General features: G+C 72.0%; 16 protein-coding genes, 3 tRNA genes and 1 pseudogene. 12 read left to right on the top strand and 8 right to left on the bottom strand.

Annotated elements, in window-relative coordinates:
* The 3 genes and pseudogenes from J7I94_RS30805 to J7I94_RS30795 form a co-directional block, all read left to right on the top strand.
* A pseudogene (locus tag J7I94_RS30805) lies at positions 1–528 on the top strand (hypothetical protein); the annotation flags it as partial.
* Positions 529–822: 294 nt separating this feature from the next.
* A complete protein-coding gene (locus tag J7I94_RS30800; protein ID WP_215172376.1) occupies positions 823–2,352 on the top strand; it encodes a N,N-dimethylformamidase beta subunit family domain-containing protein in 1,530 nt (509 codons plus the stop codon).
* A 90-nt stretch (positions 2,353–2,442) separates the two neighbouring features.
* Positions 2,443–3,342, top strand: a complete 900-nt coding sequence (locus tag J7I94_RS30795; protein WP_215172375.1) for a phosphoribosylaminoimidazolesuccinocarboxamide synthase — start codon at positions 2,443–2,445, stop codon at positions 3,340–3,342.
* Between the two features lie 68 nt (positions 3,343–3,410).
* On the opposite strand, the gene J7I94_RS30790 is transcribed toward J7I94_RS30795, so the two are convergent.
* The 8 genes from J7I94_RS30790 to J7I94_RS30755 form a co-directional block, all read right to left on the bottom strand.
* A tRNA-Gly gene (locus J7I94_RS30790) sits at positions 3,411–3,486 on the bottom strand.
* Between the two features lie 31 nt (positions 3,487–3,517).
* The gene (locus tag J7I94_RS30785; protein WP_215172373.1) at positions 3,518–4,132 is read right to left on the bottom strand and encodes a response regulator transcription factor; all 615 of its coding nucleotides are present in this window, start codon (positions 4,130–4,132) and stop codon (positions 3,518–3,520) included.
* The gene (locus J7I94_RS30780) at positions 4,129–5,385 is read right to left on the bottom strand and encodes a sensor histidine kinase (protein WP_215172371.1); all 1,257 of its coding nucleotides are present in this window, start codon (positions 5,383–5,385) and stop codon (positions 4,129–4,131) included. The genes J7I94_RS30785 and J7I94_RS30780 overlap by 4 nt, the downstream gene beginning before the upstream one ends.
* 72 nt (positions 5,386–5,457) lie before the next feature.
* Positions 5,458–6,264, bottom strand: coding sequence for an ABC transporter permease (locus J7I94_RS30775; protein ID WP_215172369.1), 807 nt, complete (start codon positions 6,262–6,264; stop codon positions 5,458–5,460).
* Entirely contained in the window at positions 6,261–7,232 is a 972-nt protein-coding gene (locus J7I94_RS30770) for an ABC transporter ATP-binding protein (protein WP_215172367.1), read from the bottom strand. The genes J7I94_RS30775 and J7I94_RS30770 overlap by 4 nt, the downstream gene beginning before the upstream one ends.
* Before the next feature lie 165 nt (positions 7,233–7,397).
* Positions 7,398–7,470, bottom strand: a tRNA-Gly gene (locus tag J7I94_RS30765).
* A gap of 80 nt (positions 7,471–7,550) precedes the next feature.
* A tRNA-Gly gene (locus J7I94_RS30760) sits at positions 7,551–7,622 on the bottom strand.
* A gap of 155 nt (positions 7,623–7,777) precedes the next feature.
* Complete coding sequence (locus tag J7I94_RS30755; protein WP_215172365.1) at positions 7,778–8,095, bottom strand: Lsr2 family protein; 318 nt, start codon at positions 8,093–8,095, stop codon at positions 7,778–7,780.
* A 347-nt stretch (positions 8,096–8,442) separates the two neighbouring features.
* Here J7I94_RS30755 and purS point away from each other — a divergent pair, with 347 nt between their 5' ends.
* The 9 genes from purS (at position 8,443) to purM (ending at position 18,665) form a co-directional block, all read left to right on the top strand.
* Positions 8,443–8,715: a phosphoribosylformylglycinamidine synthase subunit PurS gene (gene purS, locus J7I94_RS30750; RefSeq protein ID WP_215172363.1), complete on the top strand. Its 273-nt coding sequence runs from the start codon at positions 8,443–8,445 to the stop codon at positions 8,713–8,715.
* Positions 8,712–9,416 (top strand): phosphoribosylformylglycinamidine synthase subunit PurQ, encoded by a 705-nt coding sequence (gene purQ, locus J7I94_RS30745; protein ID WP_215172361.1) that lies wholly within the window; start codon positions 8,712–8,714, stop codon positions 9,414–9,416. The genes purS and purQ overlap by 4 nt, the downstream gene beginning before the upstream one ends.
* A complete protein-coding gene (purL, locus tag J7I94_RS30740) occupies positions 9,413–11,671 on the top strand; it encodes a phosphoribosylformylglycinamidine synthase subunit PurL (protein WP_215172359.1) in 2,259 nt (752 codons plus the stop codon). The genes purQ and purL overlap by 4 nt, the downstream gene beginning before the upstream one ends.
* 161 nt (positions 11,672–11,832) lie before the next feature.
* Positions 11,833–12,195: a hypothetical protein gene (locus J7I94_RS30735; protein WP_251075977.1), complete on the top strand. Its 363-nt coding sequence runs from the start codon at positions 11,833–11,835 to the stop codon at positions 12,193–12,195.
* Positions 12,192–14,213: an esterase-like activity of phytase family protein gene (locus tag J7I94_RS30730; protein WP_215172358.1), complete on the top strand. Its 2,022-nt coding sequence runs from the start codon at positions 12,192–12,194 to the stop codon at positions 14,211–14,213. Before J7I94_RS30735 ends, J7I94_RS30730 begins: the two co-directional genes overlap by 4 nt.
* Before the next feature lie 106 nt (positions 14,214–14,319).
* Entirely contained in the window at positions 14,320–15,120 is an 801-nt protein-coding gene (locus J7I94_RS30725) for a maleylpyruvate isomerase family mycothiol-dependent enzyme (protein WP_215172356.1), read from the top strand.
* Positions 15,121–15,156: 36 nt separating this feature from the next.
* Entirely contained in the window at positions 15,157–15,954 is a 798-nt protein-coding gene (locus tag J7I94_RS30720) for an META domain-containing protein (protein WP_215172354.1), read from the top strand.
* 62 nt (positions 15,955–16,016) lie between these two features.
* On the top strand, positions 16,017–17,543 hold the full coding sequence (gene purF, locus J7I94_RS30715; RefSeq protein WP_215172353.1) for an amidophosphoribosyltransferase: 1,527 nt from the start codon (positions 16,017–16,019) through the stop codon (positions 17,541–17,543).
* Between the two features lie 54 nt (positions 17,544–17,597).
* Positions 17,598–18,665, top strand: a complete 1,068-nt coding sequence (gene purM, locus J7I94_RS30710) for a phosphoribosylformylglycinamidine cyclo-ligase (RefSeq protein WP_215172351.1) — start codon at positions 17,598–17,600, stop codon at positions 18,663–18,665.
* The last annotated feature ends 69 nt before the right edge of the window (positions 18,666–18,734 follow it).

Below are 18,734 nucleotides of genomic sequence, written 5' to 3'. Positions count from 1 at the left end.
ACCCCACCCACCACGACCACCACGCCCACCACGACCACCCCACCCGACGCCGCCCCCCAGGAGTACGAGTACGCCGCCCTCCGTGAGTACGAGGCCGAGGACGACGACGACCTCGCCGGCACCACCCCCCGGGGCGCCGCCCTCGCCGCCGGCCTCACCGCCGAGCTGGCCCGCGAGGAGGCGGCCACGGCAGGGCCCCGCCCCACCGACCCCTCACTCGCCCCTGCCGCAACGGCCCTGTGGGACGACCGCCCCCTCCCCCTCCTCCCGCTGCGCCCCCCGCGCACCGGCCGCGAGATCCTCACCGATCACGTCACGGCGATGGTGTGCTGCGCGGCGATGGACACCGCGGGCGCGGCCCCCGGCCTCGACTGGCTCGACGGCCCGTCCCTGCTGATCCACGGCGAACGCGCCGCCGACCTGGCCCCCCGCATCCTCGCCCTCGTCGAGACCGGCGACCCGGCCCCCCTGCGCGCCTGGCTGGCCGACCTGGGCATACGCCCGGAAAAACCGGTACGCCTGGTCTGACCGCCCCGAACACCACCACGAACACCACCACGCCCCCCCCGGCAGCAGCCCCCGTAGCAGCCCCCGGCCCGCCCACCACTCCCTCCCTTCCCTCACTCCCCTCCATCCCCTCCGTCCCCACAACTCACCACAACCCCTCCCGCCATTGCGGACCCTCTGATTCCACTTTGGCTCAGTTCGCGACGAACCGTGACAGCCTGCGTGCGATATGTGATGTGCTGGGACCGATCGCGCACATGGCAATCGCGTACGTCATACGCACGACCACGGGGGCTCGAGGGAGGGGAATGACCCATGGGGTCCGAGCAGATCCGCCGATGGGAATCCGGAGCACTCGCCCACGCCGTCACCGACCCCTTCGGTCAGGGGCCGGTGCCGTGGCTGCGCGGCGGTGAGACGTACTTCGGCGACAGCGGCCAGATCGTCCCCTGGTACGTGGACCAGGACCAGGACCAGGACCAGCACCCCGCCCGGGAACCGGGCGGCGACGGAACGCGCCGGAAGTCCCCCCGGAAGGCCCCCCACCGCTCCGGCGGCGGCCCCCGCGCCGCCGACGACGTCCACCTGCAGATCAAGGGGTTCACCTCCACCGGCGCGGTCGCGCCCGGCGACGCCATCGACTTCCACATCACCGTCGACCCGCCCCAGCAGTTCTCCGTGGACGTCTACCGCATCGGCCACTACGGCGGCGACGGCGCCGCCAAGATCACCAGCAGCCCCCGCCTCTCCGGCATCGTCCAGCCCCCGCCGCTCGCCGCCGACCGCACCGTCTCCTGCCACCACTGGTGGCTGTCCTGGCGGCTCCAGGTCCCGACGTACTGGAACATCGGCGCGTACGTCGCCGTCCTCACCACCGCCGACGGCTACCGCTCCCACGTCCCCTTCACCGTGCGCGACAACCACCCCGCCGACCTCCTGCTGCTCCTGCCGGACATCACCTGGCAGGCGTACAACCTCTATCCGGAGGACGGCCGCACCGGCGCCAGCCTCTACCACGCCTGGGACAAGGACGGCCGGCTGCTCGGCGAGGCCGACGCCGCCACGACGGTCTCCTTCGACCGCCCGTACGCGGGCGCCGGCCTCCCCCTCCACGTCGGCCACGCCTACGACTTCATCCGCTTCGCCGAGCGCTACGGCTACGACCTCGCCTACGCCGACGCCAGCGACCTGCACGCGGGCCGCGTCGACCCGACCCGCTACCGGGGCCTGGTCTTCCCCGGCCACGACGAGTACTGGTCCACCGCCATGCGCCGCACCACCGAACTCGCCCGCGAGCAGGGCACCTCCCTGGTCTTCCTCTCCGCCAACACCATGTACTGGCAGGTGGAGCTGTCCCCCTCCCCGTCCGGCGTCCCCGACCGCCTGCTCACCTGCCGCAAACGCAAGGGCCCCGGCAAACCGGTGCTGTGGCGGGAGATCGACCGCCCCGAGCAGGAGATACTCGGCATCCAGTACGCGGGCCGCGTCCCCGAGCCGCATCCGCTGATCGTCCGCAACGCCGACCACTGGCTGTGGGAGGCCACCGGCGCCCACGAGGGCGACCCGATCGAGAACCTGGTCGCGGGCGAGGCCGATCGCTACTTCCCGCGCGCCCCGCTCCCCCCGTACGACGAACGGGTGCTGCTCGCGCACTCCCCGTACGAGGACGCCGACGGCGCCCGGCGCCACCAGGAGACCTCCCTGTACCGGGCGTCGTCCGGCGCCTGGATATTCGCGTCCGGAACGTTCGCCTGGTCCCCGGCCCTGGACCGCCCCGGCCACGTCGACCCCCGTGTGCAGCGCGCCACCGCCAACCTGATGGACCGCATCTGCAAACGCGAGTGACCACCACCGCCCACCACCGCCCCCCTGTCCGCCCTGGCCCCGCCGTACGGGAGAATGCGGAGGCATTGGACAGAACCACGGGGAGGAACCGTGTCCGGATTCGTCGAAAAGCCCGAGCCGCTTGAGGTCCCGGGCCTGGTGCATCTGCACACCGGCAAGGTGCGCGAGCTGTACCGCAACGAGGCGGGCGACCTCGTGATGGTCGCCAGCGACCGCATCTCCGCCTACGACTGGGTGCTGCCCACCGAGATCCCCGACAAGGGCCGCGTCCTCACCCAGCTCTCCCTGTGGTGGTTCGACCAGCTCGCCGACCTGGTCCCGAGCCACGTCCTGAGCACCGAACTCCCGCCCGGCGCCCCCGCCGACTGGGCGGGCCGCGCCCTGGTCTGCAAGTCCCTGGACATGGTCCCGGTGGAGTGCGTGGCCCGCGGCTACCTCACCGGCTCGGGCCTCGCGGAGTACAACGAGTCCCGTACCGTCTGCGGACTCGCCCTCCCCGAGGGCCTGGTCGACGGCTCGGAGCTGCCCGCCCCGATCTTCACCCCGGCCACCAAGGCCGAGGTCGGCGAGCACGACGAGAACGTCTCCTACGAGGAGGTCGCCCGCCAGGTCGGCGCCGACACCGCCGCCCGGCTGCGCCAGGCGACCCTCGCCGTGTACTCCCGCGCCCGGGACATCGCCCGCGACCGGGGGATCATCCTGGCCGACACCAAGTTCGAGTTCGGCTTCGAAGGCGAGGAGCTGATCCTGGCCGACGAGGTCCTCACCCCGGACTCCTCCCGCTTCTGGCCGGCCGACCAGTGGGAGCCGGGACGCGCGCAGCCGTCGTACGACAAGCAGTACGTCCGTGACTGGCTGACCTCGGCGGAGTCCGGCTGGGACCGCAGGAGCGAGCAGCCCCCGCCGCCGCTGCCGCAGCAGGTCGTGGACGCGACCCGCGCCAAGTACATCGAGGCGTACGAGCGCCTGACGGGCCTCGGCTGGAGCTAGATCCCCAGCTCCCGAGAGACAACGAAAAGCCCCCGGCCGAAACCGGGGGCTGATCGGACTGATCGAACTGGAGCGAACGACGAGGTTCGAACTCGCGACCTCAACCTTGGCAAGGTTGCGCTCTACCAACTGAGCTACGTTCGCAGGTGCTCCGCTCCGTGCGGTGCGAGCACCACTATACCCAACCCCGCTCGCGCGCGAGACGCACCGCGGCATGACGGTTCTCCGCCCCGAGCTTCGTCGCCGCCGACGACAGGTAGTTCCGTACCGTCCCCTCCGCGAGCGCGGCCCGCTCGGCGATCTCCGCGACCGGCGCCCCGTCGGCCGCCAGCTCCAGCACCTCGGCCTCGCGGGCGGTCAGCGGCGAGTCCCCGGCGGAGATCGCGTCGGCGGCCAACTCCGGGTCGACGTAGCGGTTTCCGGCGTGCACCGTGCGGATGATCTCGGCGAGCCGCTGGGCGCTCACGGTCTTCGGCACGAACCCGCGCACCCCGGCCGCCAGGGCCCGCTTCAGATGTCCGGGCCGTCCGTGACTGGTCACGATCAGCACCTTGCAGCCGGGCAGCTCGGACCGCAGCGATGTGGCCACCCTCACACCGTCCGCGCCGGGCATCTGGAGGTCCAGGACCGCCACGTCGGGCTCGTGCGCCCGGGCCATCGCCAGCGCCTCCGGGCCGGTGGCCGCCTCGGCGATCACCAGGAGGTCGTCCTCCAGGGAGAGCAGCGCGGCCAGCGCCCCGCGGATGAGGTGCTCGTCGTCGGCGAGCAGGACCCGTACGGCGTCGCTCACGGCGTGACCTCCGCTCCGGCGCCCGCCCCCAGCGGCACCCGCGCCACCACCCGGAACACGCCGCCGTCGGCACGCCCCGCCTCCAGCGTCCCGTCCACCGCGCTCAGCCGCTCCCGCAGCCCCGCCAGCCCCGAGCCACCGCGCCCGCCGGCCGCTCCGCCGGACGCCTCGCCGCCCGTCCCGGACGCCTCCGCCGCGCCGTCGTTCTCCACGGTCAGTACCACTCGCTCTCCGGTCGTCCGAACCGTCACGGCGCACCGCTCCGCCGCCCCGTGCCGCAGTACGTTGGTGGTGGCCTCGCGCACCACCCAGCCGAGCGCCGACTGCACCCGGGCGGGCAGCCCGGCCGTCTCGCCGCTCACCTCGCAGACGATGCCCGCGGCGTCCAGCACCCCCCGCGCACCGGTGAGTTCGGCCTCCAGGTCGGCCTCCCGGTACCCCCGTACGACGTCCCGCACCTCCCGCTGCGACTCCCGGGCGATGCGCTGCACCTCGATCATCTGCTCCACGCCCTCGGGCCGCTCGCGCCGGGTCAGCTGGACGGCCAGTTCGCTCTTGAGCGCGATCACGGCCAGGTTCCGCCCGATCACGTCGTGCAGGTCCCGGCCGAACCGCAGCCGTTCCTCGGCGACCGCCAGCCGGGCCCGGGTCTCGCGGGCCTCGTCGAGTTCGAAGACCGCGTTGAGCAGCCAGACCGAGAAGACCGAGGTGAAGGCCAGGAACCCCGCGCCGCACAGCACAGTGCCCACGGTGACCACGGCGGCGGCCAGGGGCGCGCCCAGCAGCAGCGCCCCGGTGCCCGAGCCCAGCGCGAAGCCGCAGACCAGCACGGCCACCTGCCGCCGGCGGTCCATGCCCAGCGTCATGATGCCGACGCCGAAGGTGACGATGACGCCGAAGGTGCTGCCCACCGCGGTGGCGGCCTTCTCGCCGGGCCGGAACTCCGCGAACGCGAGCGCGCCGGCGGCCAGCGCGGCGGTGAGGCCGCCGAGGGCCCACAGCAGCCGCACCGGCCGGGCCCGCCGACCGCGGGTCCAGTCCAGCGCCTGCGAGGCGGTCACCAGGCAGAGCGCGGTGTGCGCGACGACCGCCAGGCACAGCACCCCCGCGAGCCCGACGTCGACCTGGGCGAATCCCGTCAGCCCGGCCACGGTGACCTCGATCAGCCCGAAGAAGTGGAACGACCACCGGGTGTACGTCTCCACCTTCGCCGGCGTGGTCTTCCGCCGCCACCAGCCACCCGGCCCGCGCATCCTTCGTCTCCCCGCCCTGTCTCGGTCCCGTCTCGGTCCTGTCTTGGTTCCGTCTCGGTCCCGGCCTCGGTCTCAGCGCCGCGGTTCCCACCGGAACCACCGGCGTACAGCAAACACCGCGAGCACGGTCCAGGCCACCGCCGTCGCCGCGGCGCCCAGCGCCTCGCCGGCCGACAGGTCCCCGGTCCAGCCGCCGCGGACCAGGGTGACGACCGGGGTCAGCGGCAGCAGTTCGCACACGGCGGCCACCTTGTCGGGGAGCAGCTCCAGCGGGACGAACATGCCCGAGGCCATCATCGAGACGAACGTCAGCGGCAGCGGCGTGACCTGGGCGCTCTCGCCGGTGCGGGTGAAACTGGCGGTGACGGCGGCGAGCGCCGCGCACATCACCAGCCCGAGCAGCAGCCCGAGCACGGCCAGGTGGGGCGCGGACGGCGCGGACAGGTCCAGGAGCGCCGAGCAGCCCGCCGTCAGCAGCAGGGACTGCACCAGGCCGGTGAGGACGGACGGCAGCGCGGAGCCGGCCAGGATCTCGGCGTCCCGCGGTTCGCCGGTGCGCAGCCGCTTGAGGACGAGTTCCTCGCGCCGTACGACGAAGACGCCGACCAGGGCCGAGTACACGGCGAAGACCAGGGAGAAGCCGATCGCGGCGGGCAGCACGACGGTGCCGATGGTCAGCCCGGCCTCGGCGAGGTCCATCTCCTTCGCCGCCTCCCGCACGCTGAACGGCAGCACCAGCGGCACGAACACCGCGGCGAAGAGGGTGCCCTTGCTCCGCCCGAGCAGGGTCAGTTCGGCGCGGGCGAGGGCGGTCATGCGCCGCGCGGGCGTGGTGACGGGGGCGTGCGCCCGGGTCTGGGCGGTGCCGGTGGCGCTCATGCCGCGTACTCCTTCGTCGTCGTGCCCGCGGCCGGGTCCGCCGCCGCTTCCTTCGCTATCCCGAGGAACGCCTCCTCCAGGGAGGCCGACCGCACGTCCAGGCGGCGCAGCCGCACCCCGGCGCGTTCGGCCCACAGCAGCAGTCCGGTGGCCGCGCGCTGGAGGTCGTGGGTGCGCAGCCGGACGAGCCGGCCGTCGACCTCGTGTCCGCTGACGCCGAGTTCGCCGAGCGGCGGCAGGTCGCCGGGGAAGTACCCCTCCGGCAGCTCGAAGGAGATCCGGGACGGCCGGGAGGCGGTCACCTCGTCGGGGGTGCCGGTGGCGGCGATCCGGCCCTCGTGCATGATCGCGAGGCGGTCGGCGAGGTTATCGGCCTCCTCCAGGTAGTGCGTCGTCAGCAGCACCGTCGTACCGCTGTCGCGCAGCGCGCTCACCAACTCCCAGGTGTCCCGCCGTCCTTCGGCGTCCAGGCCGGTGGTCGGTTCGTCGAGGAAGAGCACCTCGGGGGAGCCGAGCAGGGCCAGCGCCAGGTCGAGGCGGCGCCGCTGGCCGCCGGAGAGCTGCTTGACCCGGGTACGGGCCTTGGCCTGGAGGCCGACCAGTTCCAGCACCTCCGCCTCCGGCCGGGCCCCGCTCACGCACCCCGCCCACATCCGCGCGGTCTCGGCGACGGTCAGCTCGGACGGGAAGCCGCCCTCCTGGAGCATCACCCCGGTACGGGGCCGTACGGCGGCCCGCTCGGTGTACGGGTCGTGCCCGAGCACCCGGATCCGCCCGCCGGTCGGCGCGGCGAGACCCTCCAGCAGTTCGACCGTGGACGTCTTGCCGGCGCCGTTGGTGCCGAGCAGCGCGAAGATCTCGCCGCGGCGCACGCTGAAGCCGATGCCGCGCACCGCCTCGAACCCGCCCCCGTACACACGCCGCAGGTCGGTGACCTCAATCACGTGTTCGTGTTCGTTCGCATCCATGCCCCAAGGCTCCCCGCGGAACGGGCCCGACGGCAGTGCGGGGCGTCATCACTCGCCATGACAAATGTCAGACGGCACCGGCCACTTGGCCGAGGCACACAAAAAGACCATGGTCCACGGCGCACGAAAAGACCCCGGTCCCTCAGGACCGGGGTCTTATTCCCGAGCGGACGACGAGGCTCGAACTCGCGACCTCAACCTTGGCAAGGTTGCGCTCTACCAACTGAGCTACGTCCGCATTGCCTCCGATCGGCTCTCACCGACCGGCGCGGGCACCAGCCTACCCGATCGACGTACGTGACCGGTATGGCGGTGCGGAGCGGGTGACAGGGATCGCACACTGCGTCTTCCCCCTGGAAGGGGGATGTTCTACTACTAAACTACACCCGCAAGCCCTCGTGAGCTGGGCTTTTTCGGCCCGGCCCCCTCGGCGTGCTCCAGACTTTAGCTGATCGGCGGGGGTGTCGCGCAAGTCGGTTGACGCGGGGGCCCGCTGAGCGCCCGTCGGACCGTCCCGGCCGGGCGGCGGCTCACCGGCCGGCGGCTCACCGGGCGGCGGCGAACGCCTCGTAGACCTTCTTGGGGATGCGGCCCCGGGCCGGGACCTCCATCTTGTTGGCCTGCGCCCAGGCCCGCACGGCCGCCGGGTCGGGGGCGACCTCCGTCTGCCGGTAGGCCTTGCCGGACCTCGACCGCTTGCGGCCGGCTTCCACGTACGGCTCCAGGGCCTCGCGGAGTTTCCTGGCATTGGCTTCGTTCAGGTCGATCTCGTACATCTTGCCGTCGAGTCCGAAGGCGATCGTCTCCGCCGCTTCCGAGCCGTCGATGTCGTCGAAGTAAGTGACCACGACACGCTGCGCCACGAATATCGGTCCCTTCGTGCGGCATCTCTGCACCGACGTGCCAGGACGTCGCGGAGATGCCGACTGTTCGCCAGTAATTGGGCAAAGTATCGGCTAATGACATTTCATTTGTACAGTGCCCGCATTGCATTGTGAAGCCCGACTAAATCTCTCCGCGTGTCCGTCGCGCAATAGACATCCGGACGTACCGCGCGATCTTTCCCGAAGCTTTTCATGTGACCCTCCCCAGATACGCAATCGTGACAGGGCTCACGTAGTTTCCTACAACTCTACCCGCGTAGAAATTTCGGCGGCTTTGACCAGGTAGTCTGAAGGAACCTGCTCAGCACCACACACCGGGAGTGCCAGTGGCACGCGTCGTAGTCGACGTCATGCTCAAGCCGGAGATCCTCGACCCCCAGGGCCAGGCGGTGCAGCGCGCACTGCCGCGGCTGGGTTTCGAAGGGATCTCGGACGTCCGTCAGGGAAAGCGTTTCGAACTGGAAGTTGACGGGCCCCTCGACGAGGCCGCCCTCGCCCGCATCCACGATCTTGCGGAATCCTTCCTCGCCAACACCGTGATCGAGGACTTCACCGTCCGGGTCGAGGAAGCGGCGGAAGCGGCGGGAGTCGCGAAGTGACCGCTCGGATCGGCGTCGTCACTTTCCCCGGCAGCCTCGACGACCGGGACACGCAGCGTGCGATCCGGGTCGCGGGCGCCGAGCCGGTGGCGCTCTGGCACAAGGACAAGGACCTCAAGCAGGTCGACGCCGTGGTGCTGTGCGGCGGTTTCTCCTACGGCGACTACCTGCGCGCCGGGGCCATCGCCCGTTTCTCGCCGGTGATGGACACGGTCATCGACCAGGCCAAGGCGGGTCTGCCGGTGCTCGGCATCTGCAACGGCTTCCAGATCCTCACCGAGGCCCACCTGCTGCCCGGCGGCATGCTCGGCAACGACCACCTGCACTTCATCTGCCGTGACCAGAAGCTGCGGGTGGAGAACGCCGCGACCTCCTGGACCAGCGACTACACCGCCGGCCAGGAGATCCACATCCCGCTGAAGAACATGGACGGCCGCTACGTCGCCGACCAGCGCACGCTGGACGAGCTGGAGGCCGAGGGCCGCGTCGCGTTCCGTTACGTGGTCCGCGGCGAAGCCGCTGATGGATGCGGCAACCCCAACGGCTCGCTCAACGACATCGCCGGCATCACCAACGCGGCGGGCAACGTCGTCGGCCTCATGCCGCACCCCGAGCACGCCGTCGAGCCGCTGATCGGCACCGGCCGCACCGACGGCCTCCCGTTCTTCACCTCGATCCTCAAGAAGCTGGTCAACGCATGAGCCGGACGCCTCTGGACACGGTCGAGCACGCGGCCGCGACCCCCGACGTCGAGCTGCCCTGGGCCGAACTGGGCCTGAAGAAGGACGAGTACGAGAGGGTCGTCGAGATCCTCGGCCGCCGCCCCACCGGGGCCGAGCTGGCCATGTACTCCGTGATGTGGTCCGAGCACTGCTCGTACAAGAGCAGCAAGGTCCACCTGCGCCAGTTCGGCGAGAAGGCCCCCGAGTCCGACGCCATGCTCGTCGGCATCGGCGAGAACGCGGGCGTCGTCGACGTCGGCCAGGGCTACGCGGTCACCTTCAAGGTCGAGTCGCACAACCACCCCTCCTACGTCGAGCCCTACCAGGGCGCGGCCACCGGCGTCGGCGGCATCGTCCGCGACATCATCGCGATGGGCGCCCGCCCGGTCGCCGTCGTCGACCCCCTGCGCTTCGGCGCCGCCGACCACCCCGACACCAAGCGCGTCCTGCCCGGCGTCGTCGCCGGCATCGGCGGCTACGGCAACTGCCTGGGCCTGCCCAACATCGGCGGCGAGGTCGTCTTCGACGCCTGCTACCAGGGCAACCCGCTGGTCAACGCCGGTGCCATCGGCGTCATGCGGCACGAGGACATCCACCTCGCCAAGGCGTCCGGCGCGGGCAACAAGGTCATCCTCTACGGGGCCCGCACCGGCGGCGACGGCATCGGTGGCGCCTCGATCCTGGCCTCCGAGACCTTCGACGACGCCAAGCCCTCCAAGCGCCCCGCCGTCCAGGTCGGCGACCCCTTCCAGGAGAAGCTCCTCATCGAGTGCACCCTGGAGGCATTCAAGGAGAAGCTGGTCGTCGGCATCCAGGACCTGGGCGCCGCGGGCCTGTCCTGCGCCACCTCCGAGCTGGCCTCCAACGGCTCCGGCGGCATGCGCGTCACCCTGGACGACGTACCGCTGCGCGACTCCACGCTCTCGCCCGAGGAAATCCTCATGAGCGAGTCGCAGGAACGCATGTGCGCGGTCGTCGAGCCCGGCAAGGTCGACCGCTTCCTGGAGATCTGCGAGAAGTGGGACGTCATCGCCACCGTCATCGGTGAGGTGACCGACGGCGACCGCCTGGAGATCTACTGGCACGGCGGCAAGATCGTCGACGTCGACCCGCGCACGGTCGCCCACGAGGGCCCCGTCTACGAGCGCCCCTACGCCCGCCCCGACTGGCAGGACGCCCTCCAGGCCGACGACGCGGGCAAGCTGCCCCGGCCGGCGACGTCCGAGGAGCTGAAGGACCAGGTCCTGAAGCTGGTCTCCTCCCCGAACCAGGCCAGCAAGAAGTGGATCACCCAGCAGTACGACCACTTCGTGCAGGGCAACACCGTCCTCGCCCAGCCCGAGGACTCCGGCATGATCCGCGTCGACGAGGAGACCGGTCTCGGCGTCGCCATCGCCACCGACGGCAACGGCCGGTACGCCAAGCTGGACCCGTACCACGGCGCCCAGCTCGCCCTCGCCGAGGCGTACCGGAACGTGGCGACGACCGGCGCCAAGCCGCTCGCCGTCTCCGACTGCCTGAACTTCGGCTCGCCCGAGGACCCGGCGGTGATGTGGCAGTTCGCGGAGGCCGTCCGCGGGCTCGCGGACGGCTGCCTCCAGCTCGGCACCCCGGTGACCGGCGGCAACGTCTCGCTCTACAACCAGACCGGCGAGGCCGCCATCCACCCCACGCCCGTGGTGGCCGTCCTCGGCGTCATCGACGACGTCGCCCGCCGCACCCCGGTCGCCTTCCAGGAGGAGGGCCAGCTGCTCTACCTCCTCGGCGACACGGCGGAGGAGTTCGGCGGCTCGGCCTGGTCCCAGGTCATCCACGACCACCTCGGCGGCCTGCCCCCGAAGGTCGACCTGGAGCGTGAGCGGCTGCTCGCCGAGATCCTCATCTCCGCCTCCCGCGACGGCATGATCGACTCGGCGCACGACCTGTCCGACGGCGGTCTGGTCCAGGCGGTCGTCGAGTCGGCGCTGCTCGGCCAGAAGGGCGCGCGGCTGGTCGTACCGGACGGGCTGGACGCCTTCACCTTCCTGTTCTCGGAGTCGGCGGGCCGCGCGGTCGTCGCCGTCCCGCGCTCGGAGGAGATCCGCTTCACCGACATGTGCGGCGCGCGCGGCCTGCCCGCCACCCGTATCGGTGTCGTGGACGGGGAGACGGTCGAGGTGCAGGGCGAGTTCACGCTCACCCTGACCGAGCTGCGCGAGGCGCACGAGGGCACGATTCCGGCCCTGCTGGCGTAACGGCCCCGGCCGTCCGGGCCGTCGCCGCGGGCACCCACGTGTGTCCGGGCGGCGGCCCGGTGTCATCTGTGCCGCCCGGGTTTCCTGAACCGTCCTGACGGGCACGGTGGTTGTGCCAACCTGAAGGCGTACGTGCGACGGGGACACCTGGGTGGGGACCGATGGGTGAGCAGTTGCGGATCAGGTTCGAGGCGGACGGGCCGGGGCGGGAAGAGGAACTCCGTTCGCTGCTCGGCTGGCTCACGGACGACAGGGCACTGCGCGGGCACGTCGAACTGGAACCGGTCGTCGCCGACCGCCCCGGACGGATGAGCCCGGAACTCGAGGTGATCCTCGCGGCGATCTCCACCGCGGCCGGCGTACTGCAACTGCCCCTGTCGTACCTGGCCTGGCGGCAGAGCCGGCGCGGCCGGACGCCCCAGGTCACGGTCCAGGTCGTCGGCGCGGACCCCGCCGAGGCCGAGGAGCTGCTGCGCAGGCTGCGCGGCGAGACCCCGGACGACGCGGGGGAGACACCGGCATGACCGTGCACGGCGGCACGGAGGCCACCGTCGCCTCCCCGGCCCGGATCGACCCCGCCCGTTCCGCCTGCGTGCTGATCGGCGTGGACGACTACACGCACCTCGACCCCCTGCGCAGCGTCCGCCACAACCTCGTCGAGCTGCGGGCCGCGCTCGCCGATCCCGAGATCTGGGGCATCCCCGAGGAGCGGATCTTCACGGTCGCCAACCCGACGACGCCGGCCGGCCTGGTCGGCCCGATCCGCGAGGCGGCGGACCTCACCGAGGACACGCTGATCGTGTACTACGCGGGCCACGGCCTGCTCGACCGCCACGACGGGCAGCAGCTCCTGCTCACCCTGCCCGGGTCGCTGGAGGACTGGCCGGACACCTGCGTGCGCTCCGGCGACGTACGCCGGGCCATCCACGGCACCGGGCCCGCGCGGCGCCGCGTACTGATCCTCGACTGCTGCTTCAGCGGCCGGGTGCTCACCGAGATGGCCGGCACCGACCGCGGCGAACAGGGCGGCGAGATGGCGCTGCGGACGCTGCGCGGCGTCGAGGGCTCGTACGTCATGACCTCCGCCGCCAAGGACCGCCCCTCGCACGCCCCCGACCCCGAGCGCTGCACGGTCTTCACCGGCGCGCTCGTGGACGTCCTGCGGAAGGGACTGCCGGACGGCCCCGAGATGCTGGGCCTGCACGCGCTCTTCGAGGCGGTCAGGCAGCGCATCGCGGACATGAAGCCCGTGGTCCCGCAGGAACCGCAGGACGAGGACCGCAACGGCGTCGGCGGGCTGGCCTTCGTCCGCAACGTGGCGGTGCTGCCGCCCCTGACCCCGCCGCCCGGCCCCGCCGCCGCGCCGCCCCGCAGCCGCACCGGCATCACCGTCCTGGCGCTGGCCGCCGCGGCGGCCGGTCTGGTCGCGGGCCTGGTCCTGCCCGGCGCCGTCGACTGGTGGCACGCCGCGCACCCCGCGCCCGCGACCGGCGTCTGCGGCGGCCACCCCGCCGACGCCGAGGCGCCCCGCGCGGTCCTCCTGGACCACTCCGACGCACTGGACAAGAAGAACGTCGACTACGAGGAGATCAAGGGCCTCTCCGCCCTCTCCCTCGTCTCCGAAGGGGAGAACGGCGTCGAGGCGCTCGCGCTCGCCGACAACATGCCCGGCCTGCTCTTCCCGCTCCGCCTCGGCACCCCCTTCGACCTGAACCCCGTCGCCGACACCGCGCGCACCCTGCGCCACGCGGACGGCACGGAGTTCCCCGGCTGGTACGACGGCGAGGGCCTCGTCATCGAAGAGGGCGGCCGGACGGTCCTGGTCGCCGCCGAGACCGGCCCGGCGATCCGCCGCTTCGACATCGCCACCGGACGACAGCTCGGCGAGGACTTCCCCATCCCCGGGCACCTGCGGTACTGGCCCAAGGGCAGCGCCCAGACCGGCCGCAGCATCGAGTCCCTCGCCCTCTCCCCGGACGGCCGCCACCTCTACGCCGGCTGGGAGGCCCCCCTGGCCGCCGACGGCGACCAGCGCGGCCGGCCCCTGATCCGCATCCAGCGCTACACGGGCGAACCCGGCGGCAGCTACGAGCCGGACGAGCAGTACGTCTACCTCGCCGGCGACGGCATGAACCTGGTGGAGCTGGTGGCCCTCGACAACGAGGGCGGGCTCCTCGCCCTGGAGCGCGAGTACACCTCCGGCCTCGGCACCTCCATCCGCGTCGTCCAGGTCTCCCTCGACGGCGCCCGCGACGTCAGCGAGACGGACTCCCTCTACGACGTCCCCGCGGACGTCTTCGCCGAGGAGACCCCGGTCCTCTCCCTGGCCGCCTGCCCGGCCGGCGGCCCCGGCGCGGTCGCCACCCCCGGCTCCAACCCCGCCAACCCGCTGGTCGACAACGTCGAGGGCATGACCGTCGGCAAGGAGTGGACCAGCGGCGAGTACAAGGGCTGGCGCCCGCTGTACCTGATCTCCGACGACAACGGCAGCGGCGACCAGATCACCCGCCTCTACTCGCTCGCCCTGCGCCTGAAGCCATAGGCCACCCCGTACGGGCGCGCATAGGCCACCCCTTACGGGCGCGCATAGGCCACCCCGTACGGGCGCGCATAGGCCACCCCGTACGGACGCGCATAGGCTCACCCCCATGCCGACGCCCCCCAGGAAACGCCCCCGCGCCTACGACCCCGTCAAGACCCGCGACGCCGTCCTCGCCCAGCTGGGCAACGTACGGGAAGCCGTCCACGCCCTCACCCCCGAGCAGCTCGCCCTGCCGACCCGGCTCGGGGACTGGACCGTACGGGAGCTGGTGGCGCACATCGGCATGGCGGTCACCGCCGTGCACCGCGCCCTGGACCGGCCGGCCCCGCCCCGGCAGGACGTCCAGGTGACCGAGTGGGCGTTCGCCACCGGCGGCAAGGCGGCGGCGATCGCCGACTTCACCCGGAAGCTCGCCGCCGACCACCCCGACCTCGACGCCTACCTCGCCGGCGTCGAGGGCAGCCTGCGCACCCTGCTCGGGGAGCACCCCGGCGCCCGGCTGCTGGAGACCAACGCAGGCGCCCTGCCGCTCGACGACTACATGGTCACCCGTACCGTCGAACTGGTCGTCCACACCGACGACCTCAACGCCGCCGTGCCCGGCCTCGACGTCCCCTGCGACCGGCAGGCGCTGGCCGCCGCCACCCGGCTGCTGGTCGACGCGCTCGCCGTGAAGGCGCCCGGCGGGGCCACCGAGGTGCGGATCCCGCCGTACGCCGTCGTGCAGTGCGTCGAGGGTCCCCGGCACACCCGGGGCACCCCGCCCAACGTCGTCGAGACCGACCCGCTCACCTGGCTCCGGCTCGCCACCGGGCGGCTGACCTGGGCGGACGCGGTCGCCGGTGCCAAGGTCAGCGCCAGCGGGGAGCGGGCCGACCTAGGCGGTCTGCTGCCGATCCTCAGCTGACGGGAACCGGTTCCTCCGCACGCCCGTCGAATCGGCATGTACAGGCAGAAGCGCACGATCATGACGGTGGCCGTCGCCGCGCTCGTCCCGCTCGCGGCGGCCTGCGGCACCGAACGGACGGACGGCGACGGCGGCGGCAGCGGCTCGGCGGGCGGCGACGCCCGGCCCGTGACCGGCGTCCACTGGAGCGTCGACAGCGTCACCGCCGACGGCGAGAAACACACCGTCCCGGACGGCGCCCACCTGACCATCACCGCCGACGGCACGGCGGAGGGCAGCTACGGCTGCAACGACTTCCACGCCAAGGCGTCCGTCGACGGCGACCGGGTCCGGCTCAGCGACGCCCGGTCGACCGAGATCGCCTGCGTGGACCGGCCCGTGGACGTGGAGAAGTCCCTCGCCCGCGCCCTCACCGCCGGCCCCCTCACCACCGAGGTGGACGGCGACCGGCTGACCCTCACCACCGCCGACGGCGACACCGTCCGGCTCAGCGAACAGCAGGACGCCGCGCTGTACGGCACCCAGTGGAAGGTCACCGACCCCGGCACGGACGGCCGCGCGCACCTCACCTTCGACCGGTCCGCCGGCGACACCCTCACCGTCGCCGGCAGCCTCGGCTGCAACCGCGTCCAGGCGCGGGCCACGGTCCGCGACGGGCATATCACCGTGGGCGCGCCCACGACCACCCGAATGATGTGCGAAGACTCACTCATGGACACCGAAAAGCGCCTGACGCGCTTCCTCGACCAGCGGATCGACTATCGAATCGATCAGCAGACCCTCACGCTGACCAGCGCAAACGGCACGACCGTCCGGGCCGTCGCCGACCGGTGAACCGGTGAGCCCGCACCATCCCCCATTCGGATCAGCCGCCGACCTCGCCTACACTCGGAGACGTGCCACGTGGTGACGGTCGACTCAATCACGATCTGCTTCCCGGCGAGAAGGGCCCCCAGGACGCATGCGGCGTCTTCGGTGTCTGGGCTCCGGGCGAAGAGGTCGCAAAGCTCACGTACTTCGGGCTCTACGCCCTCCAGCATCGGGGCCAGGAATCCGCGGGAATCGCGGTCAGCAACGGCTCCCAGATCCTCGTCTTCAAGGACATGGGCCTGGTCTCCCAGGTCTTCGACGAGACCTCGCTCGGTTCGCTCCAGGGTCACATCGCGGTCGGACACGCCCGCTACTCGACCACCGGCGCCTCCGTGTGGGAGAACGCCCAGCCGACGTTCCGGGCCACGGCCCACGGCTCGATCGCGCTCGGCCACAACGGCAACCTCGTCAACACCGCCCAGCTCGCCGAGATGGTCGCCGACCTGCCCAAGCAGGAGGGCCGCACCCCGCGCGTCGCGGCGACCAACGACACCGACCTGCTCACCGCGCTCCTCGCGGCCCAGGCCGACGAGGACGGCAAGCCCCTGACCATCGAGGAGGCCGCCCACGCGGTCCTCCCCCAGGTCCGCGGCGCCTTCTCCCTCGTCTTCATGGACGAGCACACCCTCTACGCCGCCCGCGACCCGCAGGGCATCCGCCCGCTGGTCCTCGGCCGCCTGGAGCGCGGCTGGGTCGTCGCCTCCGAGTCCGCCGCCCTGGACATCTGCGGCGCCTCCTACGTCCGCGAGATCGAGCCCGGCGAGTTCGTCGCCATCGACGAGAAGGGCCTGCGCTCGTCGCGATTCGCGGAAGCGAAGCCCAAGGGCTGTGTCTTCGAGTACGTCTACCTGGCCCGCCCGGACACCGACATCGCCGGCCGGAACGTGTACCTCTCCCGCGTGGAGATGGGCCGCAAGCTGGCGAAGGAAGCCCCGGCCGACGCCGACCTGGTCATAGCGACCCCGGAATCCGGCACCCCGGCCGCGATCGGCTACGCCGAGGCCTCCGGCATCCCCTTCGGCGCCGGTCTGGTCAAGAACGCCTACGTCGGCCGTACGTTCATCCAGCCGTCCCAGACCATCCGCCAGCTCGGCATCCGCCTGAAGCTGAACCCCCTGAAGGAAGTCATCAAGGGCAAGCGGCTGGTCGTCGTCGACGACTCCATCGTCCGCGGCAACACCCAGCGGGCCCTGGTCCGCATGCTCCGCGAGGCCGGCGCCGCCGAGGTCCACGTCCGGATCTCCTCCCCGCCGGTGAAGTGGCCCTGCTTCTTCGGCATCGACTTCGCCACCCGCGCCGAGCTGATCGCCAACGGCATGACCATCGAGGAGATCGGCACCTCCATGGGCGCCGACTCCCTGGCGTACATCTCCATCGACGGCATGATCGAGGCGACCACCATCGCCAAGCCGAACCTGTGCCGCGCCTGCTTCGACGGCGAGTACCCGATGGAGCTTCCCGACCCCGAGCTGCTCGGCAAGCAGCTCCTGGAGACCGAGCTGGCCGCCGGGCCCGCCGGTACGGCCGCCACCGACGCCATCCGTCGCCCGTAGCCGTCCGTCCGCACTACCTGCCGTACGACACAAAGGTCAGAGGTTCTCATCGTCATGTCTGACACAACCGGTGCCAGCTACGCGGCCGCGGGCGTAGACATCGAGGCGGGCGACCGCGCCGTCGAACTCATGAAGGAGTGGGTGAAGAAGACGCGGCGCCCCGAGGTCCTCGGCGGCCTCGGCGGTTTCGCCGGCCTCTTCGACGCCTCCGCCCTCAAGAAGTACGAGCGCCCCCTGCTCGCCTCCGCCACCGACGGCGTCGGCACCAAGGTCGACATCGCCCGCCGGCTGGGCGTCTACGACACCATCGGCCACGACCTGGTCGCCATGGTCATGGACGACATCGTGGTCTGCGGCGCCGAGCCGCTGTTCATGACCGACTACATCTGCGTCGGCAAGGTCCACCCCGAGCGGGTCGCCGCGATCGTCAAGGGCATCGCCGAGGGCTGTGTGCTGGCCGGCTGCGCCCTGGTCGGCGGCGAGACCGCCGAGCACCCCGGCCTGCTGGGCGCGGACGACTTCGACGTCGCCGGCGCCGGTACGGGCGTCGTGGAGGCCGACCGGCTGCTCGGTCCGGACCGTATCCGCACGGGTGACGCGGTCGTCGCCCTCGCGGCCTCCGGGCTTCACTCGAACGGGTACTCCCTCGTCCGGCACGTCCTGCTGAACGAGGCCGGTCTCGCGCTCGACGCGCACCACGACGACCTCGGCCGCACCCTCGGCGAGGAACTCCTGGAGCCGACCAAGATCTACTCGCTGGACTGCCTGGCCCTCACCCGCACCACCGAGGTGCACGCCTTCAGCCACATCACCGGCGGCGGACTCGCCGCCAACCTGGCCCGCGTGATCCCCGACGGCCTGCACGCCACCGTCGACCGCGCCACCTGGACCCCGGCCCCGATCTTCGACCTGGTCGGCCGGACCGGCCGGGTCGAGCGCCTGGAGCTGGAGAAGACGCTGAACATGGGCGTCGGCATGATGGCGATCGTGCCCCAGGAGTCCGTGGACGTGGCCCTGGCGACCCTGGCCGACCGCGGCGTGGAGGCCTGGGTGGCCGGCGAGATCACCGAGCGCGGCGACCACGACAGCGGCGCCGCCCTGGTGGGCGACTACGCCGTCTGAGACGGCCCGCGGTCCCGGTGACTCCGCGTCCCCGGGACCGCGAGAACCGTACGGACAGCACAGAAGCCG

Origin of the sequence: Streptomyces sp. ISL-12, from assembly GCF_018614415.1 — a bacterium.
Lineage (GTDB): Bacteria > Actinomycetota > Actinomycetes > Streptomycetales > Streptomycetaceae > Streptomyces.
This window is presented reverse-complemented; position numbering and strand designations above follow the sequence as displayed.

Bases quoted from the DNA above. Each gene is read 5' to 3' on its own strand.
- J7I94_RS30800 (WP_215172376.1), top strand. From the start codon at position 823: ATGGGGTCCGAGCAGATCCGCCGATGGGAATCCGGAGCACTCGCCCAC.
- purM (WP_215172351.1), top strand. From the start codon at position 17,598: ATGTCTGACACAACCGGTGCCAGCTACGCGGCCGCGGGCGTAGACATC.
- purL (WP_215172359.1), top strand. From the start codon at position 9,413: ATGAGCCGGACGCCTCTGGACACGGTCGAGCACGCGGCCGCGACCCCC.
- J7I94_RS30775 (WP_215172369.1), bottom strand. From the start codon at position 6,264: ATGAGCGCCACCGGCACCGCCCAGACCCGGGCGCACGCCCCCGTCACC.
- J7I94_RS30720 (WP_215172354.1), top strand. From the start codon at position 15,157: ATGTACAGGCAGAAGCGCACGATCATGACGGTGGCCGTCGCCGCGCTC.
- J7I94_RS30780 (WP_215172371.1), bottom strand. From the start codon at position 5,385: ATGCGCGGGCCGGGTGGCTGGTGGCGGCGGAAGACCACGCCGGCGAAG.
- J7I94_RS30735 (WP_251075977.1), top strand. From the start codon at position 11,833: ATGGGTGAGCAGTTGCGGATCAGGTTCGAGGCGGACGGGCCGGGGCGG.
- J7I94_RS30770 (WP_215172367.1), bottom strand. From the start codon at position 7,232: ATGGATGCGAACGAACACGAACACGTGATTGAGGTCACCGACCTGCGG.
- J7I94_RS30725 (WP_215172356.1), top strand. From the start codon at position 14,320: ATGCCGACGCCCCCCAGGAAACGCCCCCGCGCCTACGACCCCGTCAAG.
- J7I94_RS30730 (WP_215172358.1), top strand. From the start codon at position 12,192: ATGACCGTGCACGGCGGCACGGAGGCCACCGTCGCCTCCCCGGCCCGG.